The organism is Achromobacter spanius (assembly GCF_029637605.1).
In the GTDB taxonomy this organism is placed as follows: domain Bacteria; phylum Pseudomonadota; class Gammaproteobacteria; order Burkholderiales; family Burkholderiaceae_B; genus Achromobacter; species Achromobacter spanius_E.
Genome location: NZ_CP121261.1, coordinates 4132976 through 4149254, shown reverse-complemented (window position 1 = coordinate 4149254; position 16279 = coordinate 4132976). Strand labels below are relative to the sequence as shown.

Below are 16279 nucleotides of genomic sequence, written 5' to 3'. Positions count from 1 at the left end.
GGCCGACGCCCGCCAGGGCGCCGGCCGCCGGTTCACATCAGTTCTCGCAAGTGCGGGGCGTGATGTTCTTTTCCTTGGCGTACTTGGCCGCGGCTTCCTTGACCATCGGATCCAGGATGGCCTTGTCGGACTGATACCAGTCGGACACCACCTTGAACTTGGCGCCGTCCCACTGCACGATGCGAGCCCAGTCATCACCCATGTGGTTGCCGCACGAGGTCTTGACGGGACGCATGATCTGGCCAAAGCCCAGCTTGTCCAGTTTCTCTTGCGTCAGGTTCAGGTTTTCGAAGCCCCAGCGCACTTGCTCGGGCGTCATGGCCTTGCCCTTGCCGTACTTTTCTTGCGCCGCGCGGATCGCCTCGACTTGCAACATGGAAATCATCATGCCGCGCGTGTGGGCGATGGTGTTCAGGGTGTTCTTGGCCGTCTTGTCCGCGCCTTCGCCCTTGTCATAGACGTACTTCTTCAGGTCGTCGTAGACCTTGTCGGTATCGGCGCCGCTGTTGTGCACGGTGATGGCGTTGTAGCCCTTGGCGACATCGCCCAGGTCTTTCACGTCGCCTTCGGAGCCGGCCCACCAGATGGCGTACATCTTGTCGCGCGGGTAGCCGCTGGCCTGTGCTTCGCGGATGGCGGTCGGTGTCATGATGCCGGCGCTCCACAGCAGCACGTAGTTCGGGCGTGCCTGGCGGATTTGCAGCCAGGTGGATTTCTGCTCGACGCCGGGGGCGGTGACCGGATACAGCACCAGCTCGAAGCCTTCCTTGGCGGCGCGCTTTTGCAGCAGCGGAATCGGTTCCTTGCCGTACGGCGAGTCGTGGTAGACCAGGGCGATCTTCTTGCCCTTGAGCTTGTCCATGCCGCCTTCTTTCTTGGCGATGTCCTGGATCATCACGTCAGCGGCGGTCCAGTACGTGCCCAGCAGCGGGAAGTTCCACTGGAACACGCTGCCATCCACCGATTGCGACAGGCCATAGCCCATCGTTTCGACGGGCACCTTGTCCTGGATGGCCTTGTCGCTGACCGCGAACGTGATGCCGGTGGACTGGGTGTCGAAGCCCGAAGCCCCGGTGCCCTTGCCCTTCAGGCGTTCATAGCATTCCACGCCGCGGTCGGTGGCGTAGGACGTTTCACATTCTTCGTACGTGATCTTGACGCCGTTGACGCCGCCATCGCGCTCGTTGACCAGCTTCAGGTAGTCCAGCTTGCCATCGGCCCAGGGAATGCCTAGCGGCGCGAACGACCCGGTGCGATACACCAGCAACGGAACGAACTGCTCTTCGGCCGCCATTGCCGGCGTGGCCACGGCGCCGACGGCGCCGGCTGCGGCTACCAATGCCGCCGCCAACTTCAGGTTAAGACGCTTCATCTCCATTTACCTCCTGCGTGGTGCTTGGGTCAGTAAACCCTGGGACACCGGGATTGGCCCGGTCTTGAGCCGGGTATTCAGGATGGTTGCCGTGGCGCTTGTGCCGCCCTGACAGCCGTTGATCAATAAGCTCTTGTCTCGTGTTGCTTCAGTGCCTCTGAGTGGGCCCGCGGCGGATCCGGCTTTGCCGGTCCCCAGCCGGGCCCCCTTGAGGGGGAAGCGCCAACGGCGCTTCGGGGGTGGGTCAACTCTTTCAGTGCGGGAACGGCCAGATGCGCAGCTTTTCCTTTCCGATGCTCCACAAACGCGCCAGCCCGTGCGGTTCTGCAATCAGGAAGAACACGATCAGCGCGCCGAACACCATGTGTTCGATGTGCGCGGCGGTGTCCACTGACAGCGGCAGGCCGATTGCGTGCGGAATGTTCGACAGCGCCACCGGCACCAGCACGATGAAGGCCGCGCCGAAGAAGCTGCCGATGATCGAACCCAGCCCGCCGATGATGACCATGAACAGCAACTGGAACGAACGGGTCAGGTCAAAGGCCAGCGGTTCCCAGGAACCCAGGTGGATGTAGCCCCACAGCGCGCCCGCCACGCCCACGATGAACGAGCTGACCGCGAACGCCGTCAGCTTGGCGTACATGGGCCGGATGCCGATGACCGATGCCGCCACGTCCATGTCGCGAATGGCCATCCACTGGCGGCCGATCGCACCGCGCACCAGGTTCTTGGCCAGCAGGCTGAAGACCACCACCAGGATCAGCACGAACAGATACTTTTCCAACGCGGACTGCACCGGCAGGCCAAAGGCCGTAAGTGGCGGCACCGAGACGCTGCCCGAGGACGAATAGTTGGTGAAGAAGGGAATGCGCAGGAAAGCCCAGTCCACGAAGAACTGCGCCGCCAGCGTGGCCACCGCCAGATACAGACCCCGGATGCGCAGGCTGGGGATGCCGAAGATCACGCCAACCAGGGTGGCGAAGCACCCGCCCAGCAGAATCTGGAACAGCAGCGGCATGCCCGGAAAGCGCACCCCGAAGTTCCAGGCCGCATACGCGCCCACCGCCATGAAGGCGCCAGTGCCCAGCGAGATCTGGCCGCAATAGCCAACCAGGATGTTCAAGCCCACCGCCGCCAGCGACAGGATCAGGAACGGAATCAGGATGGCGCGCAGCAGGTAGTCGGAGGACAGCGCCGGTACGGCAATGAACGCCACCGCCAGCAGCAGCCAGATGAAGATGCGGTCCTGGCGGATCGGGAAAATCTGCTGATCCGCCCGGTAGCTGGTTTTGAACTGGCCGTTTTCACGATAGAACATGTTTTTATCCTAGAGGGCCTGGTGGGTTACACGCGGTCGATGATCTTCTCGCCGAACAGCCCTTGCGGACGGAACAGCAGGAACACCAGCGCCAACACATAGGCGAACCAGATTTCGATACCGCCGCCCACGAGCGACCCCAGATAGACCTCGGACAGCTTTTCCCCCACGCCGATGATCAGGCCGCCGAGAATGGCGCCGGGCACCGAGGTCAGGCCGCCCAGGATCACCACCGGCAACGCGCGCAGCGCCGCGGTGGACAGCGTGAACTGCACGCCGAACTTCGACCCCCAGATAATGCCGGCCACCAGCGCCACCAAGCCCGCCACGCACCACACGATGACCCAGATGCGGTTCAGCGGAATGCCGATGGATTGCGCGGCCTGGTGGTCGTCGGCCACCGCGCGCAGCGCGCGGCCGGTGGAGGTGTATTGGAAGAACAACGCCAGCGTCGCGACCAGCAAGGCCGCGATGACAGCCGCGGTCAGATCTTCCAGGTTGATCAACAATCCACCTTCAAAGACCGTGTCCAGGATCAACAGCGGGTCCTTGGGCATGCCCACGTTGATGGAATACACCGAACTGCCAAACGTGATCTGGCCCAGGCCGTCCAGGAAGTAGCTGATGCCCAGGGTGGCCATCAAGAGCGTGGTGGCCTCCTGGTTGACCAGGTGGCGCAACACGTAGCGTTCAATGGCCACCGCCAGCAGGAACATCACCATGGCGCTGACGATGAAGGCCAGCACGTTGGCCAGGATCATGTTGTCAAAGCCGAGCCAGCGCGGAATCCATTCCGAAAAGCGCGCCATGGACAAGGCCGCCACCAGCACCATCGCGCCCTGCGCGAAGTTGAAGACGCCGGATGCCTTGAAGATCAGTACAAAGCCCAGGCCGATCAGCGCATACATCATGCCGCTCATCAAGCCGCCGAATAAGGTCTCTAGAAAAAATCCCATGTCTGTCCGCCTTAGTGCGACACGCCGAGATAGGCGCGGATGACGTCTTCATTCGCGCGGACTTCGTCCGGGCGGCCATCGCCGATCTTCTTGCCGTAGTCCAGCACCACCACGCGGTCGGAAATATCCATGACCACGCCCATGTCGTGCTCGATCAGCACGATGGTGGTGCCGAATTCGTCATTCACATCCAGGATGAAGCGGCTCATGTCCTGCTTTTCCTCGATGTTCATGCCGGCCATGGGTTCGTCCAGCAGCAGCAGGCGCGGCTCCATCGCCAGCGCGCGGCCCAGGTCCACGCGCTTTTGCAGGCCGTAGGGCAGACGGCCCACCGGCGTTTTGCGATAGGCCTGGATTTCCAGGAAGTCGACGATGTTCTCGACGAATTCGCGGTGCCGGGTTTCTTCGCGTTCGGCCGGCCCCAGGCGGAACGCCTGCGACAGCAGCCCGCACTTCATGCGCAGGTTGCGGCCCGTCATGATGTTGTCCAGCACGCTCATGCCCTTGAACAGCGCCAGGTTCTGAAACGTGCGCGCGATGCCCATTTCGGCGGCGCGCCGTGGGTTCATCTTCGAGAAGCGTTCGCCGCGAAATTCGATGCCGCCTTGCTGCGGCGTATAGACGCCGTTGATGACGTTCAGCATCGAGCTTTTGCCGGCGCCGTTGGGGCCGATGATGGCGCGAATCTCATGCTCGCGCACGTTGAAGGAAATGTCAGTCAGCGCTTTCACGCCGCCGAAAGACAGGGAGATGTTCTGCATGTCCAGCATGACGTCGCCGATACGCTGGTCGCGGTCGTTGTTGCTCATGATCTCTACGCGGCTCGGGCTGTGATGGCGGGGAACGTCTTGACGGGTCGGATCTTCAGGTCGGCCGAGATCTTGCCGGTGCGTCCGTCTTCGAACTTCACTTCGGTTTCAATGAACTGCGACTGCTTGCCGCCGAACAGCGCGTCGATCAGCACGCCGTACTTCTGCGCAATGAACGCGCGACGCACCTTGCGCGTGCGGGTCAGTTCGTCGTCATCCGGGTCCAGTTCCTTGTGCAGGATCAAGAAGCGGCTGACTTGCGATGCGCACAGTTTCGGGTCGGTGGCCAGATCCGCATTGACCTGCTCCACGCATTCCGCGATCAGTTGGTAGACCTCTTCCTTGGCGGCCAGGTCGGTGTAACCCGCATACGGCAAGCCCCGGCGTTCGGCCCAGTTGCCCACGGCTTCCAGGTCGATGTTGATGAACGCGCAAACGTCATCGCGGTCGGCGCCAAAGGCCACGGCTTCCTTGATGTGCTGGAAGAACTTGAGCTTGTTCTCGATGTACTTCGGCGCGAACAGGCTGCCATTGGCTAGCTTGCCGACGTCCTTGGCGCGGTCGATGATCTTCAACTGGCCGTCGGTATCCAGGTAGCCCGCGTCACCCGTGTGAAACCAGCCGTCGGCGCTGCGCGCCTCGGCCGTGGCGTCCGGGTTGCGGTAGTACTCCTTGAACAGCCCCGGGCTTTTCACCAGGATTTCGCCGTTGTCGGCCACGCGGATTTCAACGCCGGCCACCGGCGGGCCGACGGTATCGTCGCGCACCTTGCCATCGGGCTGCACGCAGACGAACACCGACGTTTCCGTCGAGCCGTACAGCTGCTTCAGGTTGATGCCGATGGACCGGTAAAACACGAACAGGTCGGGGCCGATGGCCTCGCCCGCCGTGTAGGCCACGCGCACGCGGCTCATGCCCAGCGCGTTGCGCAAGGGGCCGTAGATCAGCGCATTGCCAATGGCGTAGCGCAGGCGGTCCCAGGCGTTGACGGATTCGCCGTCCAGGATCTTGGTGCCGACACGGCGCGCCAGGTTCATGCAGGCGCCAAACAGCTTGCGCTTGATGTAGCCCGCGTCTTCCATGCGGATCATCACGTGCGTCAGCAGGCCTTCCAGCACGCGCGGCGGCGCGAAGTAATAGGTGGGGCCGATGTCGCGCATGTCGATCGCCACGGTGTCGGGCGATTCGGGGTGGTTGACGGTAAAGCCCGTCACCAGCAGTTGCGTGTACGAAAACATGTTCTGGCCGATCCACGCGGGCGGCAGGTAGGCCAGCACGTCTTCCTGATCGGTCAGTTTTTCCATGTCGGACACGGCGCGCGCGCGGTCGATCAGCGCATGGTGCGTCAGCACCACGCCCTTGGGCTTGCCGGTGGTGCCCGAGGTATAGAACATGGCGGCCGGATCATGCGGCTGCACGGCGGCGATGGCCTGGTCCAGGTGGTCGGGATGCTGTGCGGCGTATTGCTGGCCCAGCGTTTCCAATTGCTCATACGACTGCAGCATCGGGTCGGCGTAATGACGCAGCCCGCGCGGGTCGTCGAACACCACGTGCTTCAAGGCCGGACATTGCTCGCGCACTTCCAGCATCTTGTCGACCTGTTCCTGGTCTTCCACGACGGCCACGCTGATCTCGGCATCTTGCAGCACGTAGACCATTTCCTGCGCGACGGCGTCCTGGTAGAGCGGCACGGGAATCGCGCCCAGCGATTGCGCGGCCATCATGGCCATATAGAGGCGGGGGCGGTTCTCGCCGATGACGGCCACGTGCATGCCGGGCCGTATGCCCAATGACGCGAATCCGTTCGCAACATGGCGCACATGCGCCGCCACTTCGGACCACGTCAGGGTTTGCCAGATCCCCAGATCTTTCTCTCGTATCGCGGGCCGCGACCCACGAACATTGGCATGCGCGAACAGCAGCGCTGGAAAGGTGTCCAGCGCCGCCGGCACCTGTGCGGATGCGGGCGATGAATGTGCCACGTTGTCTCCTCCGGTTTGGGCACACCGTGCCAGGCGCCGCGGGAGCGACTATGGCGAGAAGGGGCTTGACCAGTTGGTTTTAGATTTACGGCAGGACTTAAGGTATAAGGTTGGGTTGCTACCAACTGTCACCATCGCGACATTCAAGGAACTTTTAGGGTATTCCCGATGCAGCTATCCGACTCCCTTCAACTTGCCGCGGCGTGGTTTCGCGTGCTCAACGCCGAGCAGCAATCGCGCGTCGAGCGGGACCTCTCCGTGCAGCAAGTCGTTGCCGGATCGATCATAGAGCGCAAAGGTGAACTCGCACAGGCTTGGATTGGCGTATTGGCCGGTTTGGTCAAGGTGTCGGTCGGCAATGCGGAAGGCAAAGTGGCGTCGCTGACCGGCGTGCCTGCGGGCGGCTGGATCGGCGAGGGCTCGCTGCTCAAGCGCGAAGTCCGCAAGTACGACATCGTCGCGCTGCGCGACTCCGTCGTGGCGCGGCTGCCGGCGCCCACATTTGACTGGCTGCTGGACACCAGCATTCCCTTCAACCGCTATTTGCTTCATCAATTGAACGAGCGCGTGGCGCAGTTCATCGGCAAGGCGGAGTACGACCGATTGCTGGACCCTGACGCGCGGGTAGCCCGCTGTCTGGCCGAGCTGTTCAACCCTTTGCTGTATCCCGGCATGGGGATGCGCCTGACCATTACGCAGGAAGAAGTCGGCTATCTGGCCCGGGTGTCGCGCCAGCGCGCCAACCAGGCACTGCGCAAGCTGGAAGAGGCGGGCTTGCTGAATGTGGAATACGGCGCCGTGCGCGTGCTGAACCTGGATGGCTTGAAACAATACGGGTCGGACCGCAGCACCGTCGACGGCGAGCAAGCGGCCTGAACGCGGGGTGCACCACATCTATTAAAAAAACGCTTGACGTTAAATAGTGCGCTATTTAATATTGCACAATGAAATCTCGATCCAAAGCCAAAAGCGCATTCAACCCGCTGCTGCTGGACAGCCAGTTGTGCTTCGCCCTGTACTCGACTTCGCTGGCGATGAACAAGGTGTACCGCAAGCTGCTGCGTGGGCTGGACCTGACGTATCCGCAGTACCTGGTGATGCTGGTGCTGTGGGAAGGCGATGACATCACGGTGACGGATATCGGCGACCGCCTGTTTCTGGACTCGGCCACGCTGACGCCGCTGTTGAAACGCCTGGAAGCGGCGGGCCTGGTGACGCGCAAGCGTGCCGTCGATGACGAACGCCAGGTGATCGTGGGACTGACGGAACAGGGCCGCGCGCTGCGAGAGCGCGCCGAAACGGTACCGCATTCGGTGGCAGCCGCCGCGCAATGCAGGCTGGACGAGGCGCAGGGCATGATGAAGGCGCTGCACGCATTGCGGGGTAAGCTGGTCGAAAGTATTTGAAGTGTGGGGTGATGCGTGTCATCATCCGGTCTAATAAATAGTGCACTATATAGTTGTGTGCTACTTAAATGACCAAACGGATTTGCAGGTTTGCAAGTCATCAGTAAACGCCGAAGCGGGAGGGCCCGCCAGGCCTGGCAGTTCAACTTTTATCCTACAAAGGAAACGCACCATGTCTATCGAAAAAGTTCTGTATCGCGCCAATGCCACCGCAACCGGCGGCCGTGAAGGCCGTGGCGTCAGCGATGACGGCAACCTGGATGTCAAGCTGACCACGCCGCGCGAGCTGGGTGGCGCGGGCGCTGCCGGCACCAACCCCGAACAACTGTTCGCCGTCGGTTATTCCGCCTGCTTCCTGGGTGCCATGAAGTTCGTGGGTGGCCGCGACAAGATCGCCATTCCGGCCGACGTGTCGGTGAACGGCATCGTGGGCATCGGCGCCATCCCGACCGGCTTCGGCATCGAAGTCGAACTGAAGATCTCGCTGCCGGGCATGGACCGCGAACAGGCCGAAAAGCTGGTCGCCGCCGCGCACATCGTTTGCCCGTACTCGAACGCCACGCGCGGCAATATTGATGTGACGTTGACGATTGTTTGAGTCGTTAACGTTCGGCCGGTCAGTGTGATCGGGTCACGATGATTCGTTCACGTTGATCCGGACGCTTGATGGCGAAAGCGCCACCCCTCCTTCACAGGATGGGTGGCGCTTTTCCTTGGTCGGTGCCTTTTTTATACGCCCTTGACCGCAAGGCTGATGGCCAGCCCGATCATGACGACGGCAATCACGCCATCCAGCACCCGCCATGCCAAGGCGCTGGAGAAGAATGGGGCGAACAGGCGTGAACCGATGCCCAACACCGCCAGCCACAACAGGCTGGCGGTGAAGGCGCCGGCGGCAAACGCCATGCGGGCGTCGTCGAACCCGTGGGCAAGCGAACCCACCACCACCATGTCCAGCCAGAAATGCGGGTTCAGCAGCGTGAAGCCCAGCGCGCCAAGCATCGCGGCACGGCGCGAGGGCGCCACGTCCCGCGCGGCGGCCAGGCCGCCCGTTGCCGACAAAGCGCGGCGCGCGGATTGAAGCCCGTACCAGGACAGAAATGCTACGCCGAACCACAGCACGGCGGTGGTCAGCCAGGGGAACCAGGTGGTCAAGGCTTGTAGCCCCGACACGCTGGCGAAGATGAACACGGCATCGATCAGCGCGCAGATGGCGACCACGCTGAACAGGTGCGCGCGCATCAAGCCCTGGCGCAGGATAAAGGCGCTTTGCGCGCCCACGACCGCGAACAGGCCCAGCCCGGTGGCCGTTCCGCTGACCCAGGCTGTGAAAAAGAGGGGGGATGTGGCGAACATGATGCAAATACCTGTGACTGCAACGCCTGTGGCGGCGCTTTGATGTGGGTGCTGAATGTGCGGCGGCCGCCGCGCGTGTCGCGCGGGTGCATTGCGCAGTTCGGCAATAGCGTATTTTCCCTTGCCGTATTAATGAAATACAGCTAATTTTCCTTCACTATATTAAGTAGAACTAATCCATGAAAATTGACCACGGCAACCTGCGAGCATTGGCCGCGGTGGTGCGTGAAGGCAGTTTCGAGCGGGCTGCGCTGTCCTTGAGCGTGACGCCGTCGGCGGTGTCGCAGCGCATCAAGGCGCTGGAAGACCGCATGGGCCGCCTGCTGGTCCAGCGCACCGTACCCGCCGCCGCCACGGCCGACGGTCAGGTGCTGGTACAACTGGCCGAGCAGTCCGCGCTGCTGGAGCACGACGCCCTGAATCGGCTGGGCATGTCCGACGACGACGTGCCGCATGCCAGCATCCCCATCGCGGTCAACCACGACAGCCTGGAAACCTGGTTTGTCGAAGCCGCGCTGCTGTTTTCAACCCGCACACGCGCCACCTTGGACATGCAGTCCGAAGACCAGGACCACACCGCCGCGCTGTTGCGCAACGGCTCGGTGCTGGGTGCGGTGACCACGCTGGCCGATCCCGTCCAGGGCTGCCGGATCCATTCGCTGGGCAGCATGCGCTACGTGGCCACCTGCACGCCCGATTTCCACAAGCGCTATTTCGCCCAGGGCGTCAACGCGCAGACGCTGGCGCAGGCGCCAGTCCTGGTGTTCAACCGCAAGGACGCGTTGCAGGCACGCTTTGCGCACAAGATCTCGGACCCGGCGCCCTGGCAGCCGCCTGTCTGGTGGGTGCCGTCCACGCGGGCTTTCGTGCAAGCCACGCTGGGCGGCATGGGTTGGACCATGAACCCGCTGCCGTTGGTGCAAGAGCATCTTGATGCGGGTCATCTAATGCTGCTTCGCGGCCGTGCCTGGGAAGATGTGCCGCTGTACTGGCAGCATTGGCGGGTAAACTCCGAGGCGATGGAAGCCTTGACCGATTCGGTTCTGTCGGCCGCCCGCAGCTTGGTCCGGCGGCGTTAACCCACTAGGAGGACACCCCCATGAACATCCGCAAATTCGCATTCATCGCCGCCCTGGGCCTGTGTACGGCCGGATCGGCGTGGGCGAAGGACTATAAGGTTGGCCAGATCGAAATCGACGATGTCTGGGTGCGCGCGTCGGCGCCGGGCCAGTCCAACGGGGCGGGGTATATGGACATCGATAACGACGCCAAGACTGAAGACCGCCTGCTGTCGGTGTCGTCTGACGCCGCGGAACGGGTCGAACTGCATTCCGTGCTGACCGAGAACGGCGTGTCCAAGATGCGCCAGGTGGAAGGCGGCATCGTGGTGCCGGCCGATGCCGAGGTCAAGCTCAGCCCGGGCGGCTATCACGTCATGTTCATCAAACTGCGCGCGCCGTTCAAGGATGGCGCCACCGTGCCCGCTACGCTGAAATTTGAAAAGGCCGGCGAAGTCGCCGTGCAATTCAAGGTGATGCCGGCGTCGCACAACCCCGGCATGAGCATGAACCACGATCACGGCGCCATGAAGCACTGAGCGCGTGTCATTGACGACGGAATAACAAGAATGGCGGCCTGATGGGCCGCCATTCTTTATATGCCGCCACGCTTTATGTGGCGGCCAGCGTCAAAATCAATACAGGCCCTGCTGGCGCATTGCGTCGGCAACCTTGACGAAGCCGGCGATGTTGGCGCCGTCCAGGTAGTTGACGTATTCGCGTTCGCTGTGGCCGTGGCGCACGCAGTTCTCGTGGATGTCGCGCATGATGGCGTGCAGGCGCGCGTCCACTTCGTCGCGGGTCCACGACAGGCGCGCGGAGTTCTGCGCCATTTCCAGGCCCGACACCGCCACGCCGCCCGCATTGCTGGCCTTGCCCGGCGCGTACAGCACACGCGCGGCGATGAATGCCTTGGCGGCATCCAGCGTGGCTGGCATGTTGGCGCCTTCGGCCACGCACAGCACGCCATTCTTGACCAGCGTTTGCGCGTCGGACAATTCCAGTTCGTTCTGGGTAGCGCACGGCAGGGCCACGTCCACCGGCACATGCCACGGGCGCTTGCCTGCTTCGTACTTCAGGCCAAATTGCTGGGCGTAGCTGTCCAGTCGGCCGCGCAGGTCGTTCTTGATGTGCATCAGCGCTACCAGCTTTTCGTGCGTGAAGCCTGCGTCATCGACCACGGTGCCATTGGAATCCGACACGGTCACAACCTTGGCGCCCAGCGACATGGCTTTTTCGATGGCGTACTGCGCCACATTGCCCGACCCCGATACCGACACGCGCAGGCCGTCAAACGACTTGCCCACCCGCTTGAGCATTTCTTCGGCGAAGTACACGGTGCCGTAGCCCGTGGCCTCGGGGCGGATCAGGCTGCCGCCAAAGGTCAGGCCCTTGCCGGTGAAGACGCTGGCTGTGGAGTTCGACAGCTTTTTCATCATGCCGGCCATGAAGCCGACTTCGCGCGCGCCCACGCCGATGTCGCCGGCCGGCACGTCGGTGTCGGGGCCCAGGTGGCGATACAGCTCAATCATCAATGCCTGGCAAAAGCGCATGACTTCGGCGTCGGACTTGCCCTTGGGGTCGAAGTCGGACCCGCCCTTGGCGCCGCCCATGGGCAGCGTCGTCAGCGAGTTCTTCAGCGTCTGTTCAAACGCCAGGAACTTGAGGATGGACAGATTCACCGAGGGGTGAAAGCGCATGCCGCCCTTGAATGGGCCGATGGCCGAGCTGTGCTGGATGCGGAACGCGCGGTTCACCTGGGCCTGGCCCCGGTCATCGGTCCAGCACACACGGAACTGGATGACGCGTTCCGGTTCAACCAGGCGTTCAAGCAGCGCGTGGTCGGCGTAATGCGGGTGCTTTTCGATGAAAGGCCACAGGCTGAGCATGACCTCTTGGACGGCTTGCATGAACTCGGGCTGCTGTGGGTCGCGCGCGGCGACGCCACGCAGGAAGTCGTCCAGACTCTGCACTTTCAACATGATTTCCTCGGGGATGCTACGAATGGGTGCGTTCTGCGCCATTGTGGGGCGCATATTAATTATTCTGGTGCATAAATAGCACCGTCATGGTGCGCAAGTGTAGGGGAAATTTGTTGCCCCGCGCAAAGGTGGGAAGACGCCTTAGTGCGTTGAAAAGAAAGCGTATTTTCTTTCGATTAAATGGGGTCGCATTTAGCGCGGGATATGAGCCTGGCGTAGAAAAGCAGGGTGGAATTGCAAGGCGGGCGTTGATTTTGCTGGCGTTTGCAATGCGGCCCCGTTTTACAGGGGCGAAGATGGATTGCTCGAATGTCCCGTCGAGCCCGCAAATACAGGGGGCTGCCGCCAAGTCACGGGCAGGCAATTGGCCCGTGGATAAATAATGCGTCCCTAATAAATTTTAATCGAAACGCGATGCCCAGGGCTCCTGGGCCGGTCGCTGTTGGCGGACGCACTGCACGCGCCCGCCTACCCCCGTCAAAGCGTGGTGTCGTAATCGATCGTCAACGGCGCGTGGTCGGAAAAGCGCTCGTCCTTGTAGATGGCCACGTTGCGCGCGCGGGCGGCAATGCCGGGGGTCGCGATCTGGTAATCGATCCGCCACCCCACGTTCTTGGCCCAGGCCTGGCCACGGTTGCTCCACCAGGTGTACTGGTCAGGCCGGTCATCAATGGTGCGGAATACGTCGACAAAGCCGCGCTTGTCGAACACATCAGTCAGCCAGGCGCGCTCTTCGGGCAGGAAGCCCGAATTCTTCATGTTGCCCTTCCAGTTCTTCAGGTCGATTTCCTTGTGCGCGATGTTCCAGTCGCCGCAGATGACGAATTCGCGGCCGGTGGTTTTGTGCTCGTGCATCAGGGCGTCAATCCAGGGGCCGAAGCGGTCCAGGAACCGGTACTTGGCCTGCTGGCGCTCGTCGCCGCTGGAACCCGAGGGCAGGTAGGCGCTGACCACCGACAGGTTCTTCCAGTCGGCGCGGATGATGCGGCCTTCGGGGTCGAATTCATCGCAGCCCAGGCCAATGTTCACGCGCTCGGCGGCGTCGCGCAGGTAGATGCCCACGCCGCTGTAGCCCTTTTTCACCGCGTGGTGAAAGTGGCCGGTATAGCCTGGCGGATGACGCAGGTCGTCAGTCAGGTCCGACTCGGCAATCTTGATTTCCTGAAGGCAAAGTACGTCCGCCGCATGCTTTTCCATCCAAGGTTGCAGGCCCTTGCGGAAGGCGGAGCGGATGCCGTTGAGATTGATCGACGTGATGCGCAGCAAAGCGAAACTCCTGTAGAGCGGCCCTGGGGCCGGAACAATGCCAGGAATTTAACCGACTCGGCGCCGGGGGCAGGGAATAGCCCCGACAACGGATAAAATGCGGGGGTTTGCCATCCACCGGACCCACTCGCATGCCCGCCGCCACTCCTGCCACGCCATCTTCCGCCACGCCTCAAGAATTCGTCCGCTTCGCCCTTGATGAAGGCGTGCTGCGCTTTGGCAGCTTCAAGGTCAAATCGGGTCGGATCAGCCCTTACTTCTTCAATGCCGGCTTGTTCAACAGCGGCCGCGCGGTCGGCAAGCTGGCGCAGTTCTATGCCCAGGCGCTGCTGGATTCCGGCGTGCAGTTCGACATGCTGTTCGGCCCGGCGTACAAAGGCATTCCGTTGGCCACCGCCACTGCGGTGGCGCTGGCGGGCCACCCGGCGATGGATGGCCGCAACGACGTGCCGTTTGCCTACAACCGCAAGGAAGCCAAGGACCACGGCGAAGGCGGCACCCTGGTCGGCGCGCCGCTCAAGGGCAAGGTCGTCATCATTGACGACGTGATCACGGCGGGTACGTCGGTGCGCGAATCGGTGGAAATCATCCGCAACGCGGGCGCTGAACCGGCCGCCGTGCTGATCGCCCTGGACCGCATGGAACGCGCCGGCCCGGATGACGCGCTGTCCCCGCATTCGGCGGTGCAGGACGTGGCCAAGACCTACGGCATTCCGGTGGTGGCGATTGCATCGCTGTCAGACATCATGGCCTTGCTGGAAGACGACGCGTCTTTCGCGGAAAACTGCGATGCGGTGCAGGCGTATCGGACGAAGTACGGGGTGAAGTAAGCGGTTTGGATGGGCGCCGGGCCGCTGCCGCGCGCCCGGTCATCCATAGCGCGCCACGGGCTCGGCGACGGTTTTCATCGCTGGTCCTCGGTGAACCAGGCGCGGAGTTGTTCGTCCGAGATGCCTCGGTTCAAGGCGAAGCCCCGCAACGCGAGGATCGCGTCGTACATGTCTTCGGTCATATCAGGATTCGCCGGGCGAATGTAGGCCCGTGCCTTGCCGTCCTTCACGATGACGATGCGCGCACCGTTCTGCGCAGCCACGATCAACGTCTCAAGCTGTTTTGCAACCGCTTCCTGCGGCACTTCGATGTAGTCAGACATTGGGGATCTCCGATCAAGAATTGGCCATCCCCATTCTTGGCAAAAGAAAAGGCCGCGGCAATGTGCCGCGGCCTTTTGTCAGACTGATCCCTGTCTTGGCTATCAGCCGCCCAGCTTTTCCTTGAGCAGGTCGTTCACTTGCTGCGGGTTGGCCTTGCCGCGTGCGGCCTTCATGATCTGGCCCACCAGCGAATTGAACGCCTTTTGCTTGCCGGCCCGGTACTCTTCCACGATGGCCGGGTTGGCGGCCAGCACGTCGTCGATCATGGCGCCGATGGCGCCCGTGTCGCTGATCTGCTTCAGGCCGCGTGCGTCGATGATGGCGTCGGCGTCGCCGCCGTTTTCACCGGCCCACATGGCGCCGAAGACTTCGCGGGCGATCTTGTTGGAGATCGTGCCGTCGATGATACGGCCGATCAGGGCCGCCAGCGCGGGGGCCTGCACAGGCGAATCAGCGATGCTCTTTTCGTCCTTGTTCAGGGCAGCAGCCACTTCGCCCATGACCCAGTTCGCGGCCAGCTTGGCCTGGCCCGCCGGCAGCGCATTCGCCACCGCCTGGAAGTACGCGGCCAGATCGCGGCTGACCGTGAGTTGGGCGGCGTCGTAGGCGGGCAGGCCGTATTCCGATTCGAAGCGGGCGCGTTGCGCGGCCGGCAGTTCGGGCATGGCGGCGCGCACTTCATCGACCCAGGCGCTGGAGATCACCAGCGTGGGCAGGTCGGGGTCGGGGAAGTAGCGGTAATCGTGCGCGTCTTCCTTGCTGCGCATGCTGCGGGTTTCGTCGCGGTCGGCGTCGTACAGGCGGGTTTCCTGCACGACCGTGCCGCCGTCTTCGATCAGTTCGATCTGGCGGCGCGCTTCGTAGACGATGGCGCGTTCCAGGAAGCGGAACGAGTTGACGTTCTTGATTTCGGTGCGGGTGCCAAATTCTTTCTGGCCGACCGGGCGCACGGACACGTTGGCGTCGCAGCGGAACGAGCCTTCCTGCATGTTGCCGTCGCAAATGCCCAGCCACACGACCAGGCTGTGCAGCGCGCGGGCGTAGGCCACGGCTTCGGCGGCCGAGCGCATTTCGGGCTCGGTCACGATTTCCAGCAGCGGGGTGCCGGCGCGGTTCAGGTCGATGCCGCTGGCGGGCGAGCCGTTGGCCAGCGTGAAGTCGTCGTGCAGCGACTTGCCTGCGTCTTCTTCCAGGTGGGCGCGCGTCAGGTTGACGGTTTTTTCTTCTTCGCCGACAAAGAACGACAGCGTTCCACCCACCACGACGGGCAGTTCGTACTGGCTGATCTGGTAGCCCTTGGGCAGGTCGGGGTAGAAGTAGTTCTTGCGCGCAAAGACCGAACGCGGCGCGATGGTCGCGCCCACGGCCAGCCCAAAGCGGATGGCGCGTTCAGCCGCGCCCCGGTTCATGACGGGCAGGCTGCCCGGCAAGGCCAGGTCCACTTCATTGGCATGCGTATTGGGCGCCGCGCCGAATTGCGTGCTGCTGCCCGAAAAAATCTTGGAGTCGGTGGAAAGCTGGGTGTGCGTTTCCAGGCCGATGACGATTTCCCAGTTCATTATCTGTAGTTCCAATCAGTAGTGCCGCTGCGGGGCCAGCGGCGCCGGGCCGCCCCAAGCG

Annotated in this window: 16 protein-coding genes; 6 read left to right on the top strand and 10 right to left on the bottom strand. The window is 62.7% G+C overall.

Translation table 11 applies throughout. From position 1 onward, the window contains the following. Positions 1–37 precede the first annotated feature (37 nt). From P8T11_RS18470 to P8T11_RS18450, 5 genes are all read right to left on the bottom strand, one after another. Positions 38–1378: an ABC transporter substrate-binding protein gene (locus P8T11_RS18470; protein ID WP_268080620.1), complete on the bottom strand. Its 1341-nt coding sequence runs from the start codon at positions 1376–1378 to the stop codon at positions 38–40. A gap of 247 nt (positions 1379–1625) precedes the next feature. Beyond that, entirely contained in the window at positions 1626–2690 is a 1065-nt protein-coding gene (locus P8T11_RS18465) for a branched-chain amino acid ABC transporter permease (RefSeq protein ID WP_268080621.1), read from the bottom strand. A 26-nt stretch (positions 2691–2716) separates the two neighbouring features. Beyond that, positions 2717–3646: a branched-chain amino acid ABC transporter permease gene (locus P8T11_RS18460; protein ID WP_050446193.1), complete on the bottom strand. Its 930-nt coding sequence runs from the start codon at positions 3644–3646 to the stop codon at positions 2717–2719. A gap of 11 nt (positions 3647–3657) precedes the next feature. Continuing rightward, complete coding sequence (locus P8T11_RS18455) at positions 3658–4455, bottom strand: ABC transporter ATP-binding protein (protein ID WP_268080622.1); 798 nt, start codon at positions 4453–4455, stop codon at positions 3658–3660. Positions 4456–4460: 5 nt separating this feature from the next. Next, complete coding sequence (locus tag P8T11_RS18450) at positions 4461–6437, bottom strand: AMP-dependent synthetase/ligase (protein ID WP_268080623.1); 1977 nt, start codon at positions 6435–6437, stop codon at positions 4461–4463. Positions 6438–6605: 168 nt separating this feature from the next. Between P8T11_RS18450 and P8T11_RS18445 the strand changes: the two genes are divergently transcribed. The 3 genes from P8T11_RS18445 to P8T11_RS18435 all read left to right on the top strand — a co-directional run bounded on the left by P8T11_RS18445 (position 6606) and on the right by P8T11_RS18435 (position 8441). Then, on the top strand, positions 6606–7313 hold the full coding sequence (locus tag P8T11_RS18445; protein ID WP_268080624.1) for a Crp/Fnr family transcriptional regulator: 708 nt from the start codon (positions 6606–6608) through the stop codon (positions 7311–7313). Positions 7314–7381: 68 nt separating this feature from the next. Continuing rightward, a complete protein-coding gene (locus P8T11_RS18440) occupies positions 7382–7843 on the top strand; it encodes a MarR family winged helix-turn-helix transcriptional regulator (protein WP_268080625.1) in 462 nt (153 codons plus the stop codon). Positions 7844–8015: 172 nt separating this feature from the next. Next, complete coding sequence (locus P8T11_RS18435) at positions 8016–8441, top strand: organic hydroperoxide resistance protein (protein WP_006216338.1); 426 nt, start codon at positions 8016–8018, stop codon at positions 8439–8441. Between the two features lie 131 nt (positions 8442–8572). Here the strand turns inward: P8T11_RS18435 and P8T11_RS18430 are convergent, their stop codons facing one another. Next, a complete protein-coding gene (locus P8T11_RS18430; RefSeq protein WP_268080626.1) occupies positions 8573–9199 on the bottom strand; it encodes a LysE/ArgO family amino acid transporter in 627 nt (208 codons plus the stop codon). A gap of 179 nt (positions 9200–9378) precedes the next feature. Between P8T11_RS18430 and P8T11_RS18425 the strand changes: the two genes are divergently transcribed. Next, on the top strand, positions 9379–10278 hold the full coding sequence (locus P8T11_RS18425; protein ID WP_268080627.1) for a LysR family transcriptional regulator ArgP: 900 nt from the start codon (positions 9379–9381) through the stop codon (positions 10276–10278). A 20-nt stretch (positions 10279–10298) separates the two neighbouring features. Further along, complete coding sequence (locus P8T11_RS18420; RefSeq protein WP_268080628.1) at positions 10299–10796, top strand: copper chaperone PCu(A)C; 498 nt, start codon at positions 10299–10301, stop codon at positions 10794–10796. 96 nt (positions 10797–10892) lie between these two features. Here P8T11_RS18420 and gdhA read toward each other — a convergent pair whose 3' ends face one another. Together gdhA and P8T11_RS18410 are read right to left on the bottom strand one after the other, a co-directional pair. Next, the gene (gene gdhA / locus P8T11_RS18415) at positions 10893–12239 is read right to left on the bottom strand and encodes an NADP-specific glutamate dehydrogenase (RefSeq protein WP_268080629.1); all 1347 of its coding nucleotides are present in this window, start codon (positions 12237–12239) and stop codon (positions 10893–10895) included. A 477-nt stretch (positions 12240–12716) separates the two neighbouring features. Beyond that, positions 12717–13505 carry an exodeoxyribonuclease III gene (locus P8T11_RS18410; RefSeq protein WP_268080630.1) on the bottom strand — a complete coding sequence of 263 codons (789 nt, stop codon included), beginning with the start codon at positions 13503–13505 and terminating at the stop codon, positions 12717–12719. A gap of 131 nt (positions 13506–13636) precedes the next feature. Here P8T11_RS18410 and pyrE point away from each other — a divergent pair, with 131 nt between their 5' ends. Further along, positions 13637–14335 carry an orotate phosphoribosyltransferase gene (pyrE, locus tag P8T11_RS18405; protein ID WP_268080631.1) on the top strand — a complete coding sequence of 233 codons (699 nt, stop codon included), beginning with the start codon at positions 13637–13639 and terminating at the stop codon, positions 14333–14335. Between the two features lie 74 nt (positions 14336–14409). Here pyrE and P8T11_RS18400 read toward each other — a convergent pair whose 3' ends face one another. Both P8T11_RS18400 and gatB read right to left on the bottom strand, forming a co-directional pair. Further along, positions 14410–14658 (bottom strand): hypothetical protein, encoded by a 249-nt coding sequence (locus tag P8T11_RS18400; protein WP_268080632.1) that lies wholly within the window; start codon positions 14656–14658, stop codon positions 14410–14412. A gap of 102 nt (positions 14659–14760) precedes the next feature. Continuing rightward, complete coding sequence (gatB, locus tag P8T11_RS18395; RefSeq protein WP_268080633.1) at positions 14761–16218, bottom strand: Asp-tRNA(Asn)/Glu-tRNA(Gln) amidotransferase subunit GatB; 1458 nt, start codon at positions 16216–16218, stop codon at positions 14761–14763. Positions 16219–16279: the final 61 nt, after the last annotated feature.

Bases quoted from the DNA above. Each gene is read 5' to 3' on its own strand.
- P8T11_RS18470 (WP_268080620.1), bottom strand. From the start codon at position 1,378: ATGGAGATGAAGCGTCTTAACCTGAAGTTGGCGGCGGCATTGGTAGCC.
- P8T11_RS18465 (WP_268080621.1), bottom strand. From the start codon at position 2,690: ATGTTCTATCGTGAAAACGGCCAGTTCAAAACCAGCTACCGGGCGGAT.
- P8T11_RS18460 (WP_050446193.1), bottom strand. From the start codon at position 3,646: ATGGGATTTTTTCTAGAGACCTTATTCGGCGGCTTGATGAGCGGCATG.
- P8T11_RS18455 (WP_268080622.1), bottom strand. From the start codon at position 4,455: ATGAGCAACAACGACCGCGACCAGCGTATCGGCGACGTCATGCTGGAC.
- P8T11_RS18445 (WP_268080624.1), top strand. From the start codon at position 6,606: ATGCAGCTATCCGACTCCCTTCAACTTGCCGCGGCGTGGTTTCGCGTG.
- P8T11_RS18440 (WP_268080625.1), top strand. From the start codon at position 7,382: ATGAAATCTCGATCCAAAGCCAAAAGCGCATTCAACCCGCTGCTGCTG.
- P8T11_RS18435 (WP_006216338.1), top strand. From the start codon at position 8,016: ATGTCTATCGAAAAAGTTCTGTATCGCGCCAATGCCACCGCAACCGGC.
- P8T11_RS18430 (WP_268080626.1), bottom strand. From the start codon at position 9,199: ATGTTCGCCACATCCCCCCTCTTTTTCACAGCCTGGGTCAGCGGAACG.
- P8T11_RS18425 (WP_268080627.1), top strand. From the start codon at position 9,379: ATGAAAATTGACCACGGCAACCTGCGAGCATTGGCCGCGGTGGTGCGT.
- P8T11_RS18420 (WP_268080628.1), top strand. From the start codon at position 10,299: ATGAACATCCGCAAATTCGCATTCATCGCCGCCCTGGGCCTGTGTACG.
- gdhA (WP_268080629.1), bottom strand. From the start codon at position 12,239: ATGTTGAAAGTGCAGAGTCTGGACGACTTCCTGCGTGGCGTCGCCGCG.
- pyrE (WP_268080631.1), top strand. From the start codon at position 13,637: ATGCCCGCCGCCACTCCTGCCACGCCATCTTCCGCCACGCCTCAAGAA.
- P8T11_RS18400 (WP_268080632.1), bottom strand. From the start codon at position 14,658: ATGTCTGACTACATCGAAGTGCCGCAGGAAGCGGTTGCAAAACAGCTT.
- gatB (WP_268080633.1), bottom strand. From the start codon at position 16,218: ATGAACTGGGAAATCGTCATCGGCCTGGAAACGCACACCCAGCTTTCC.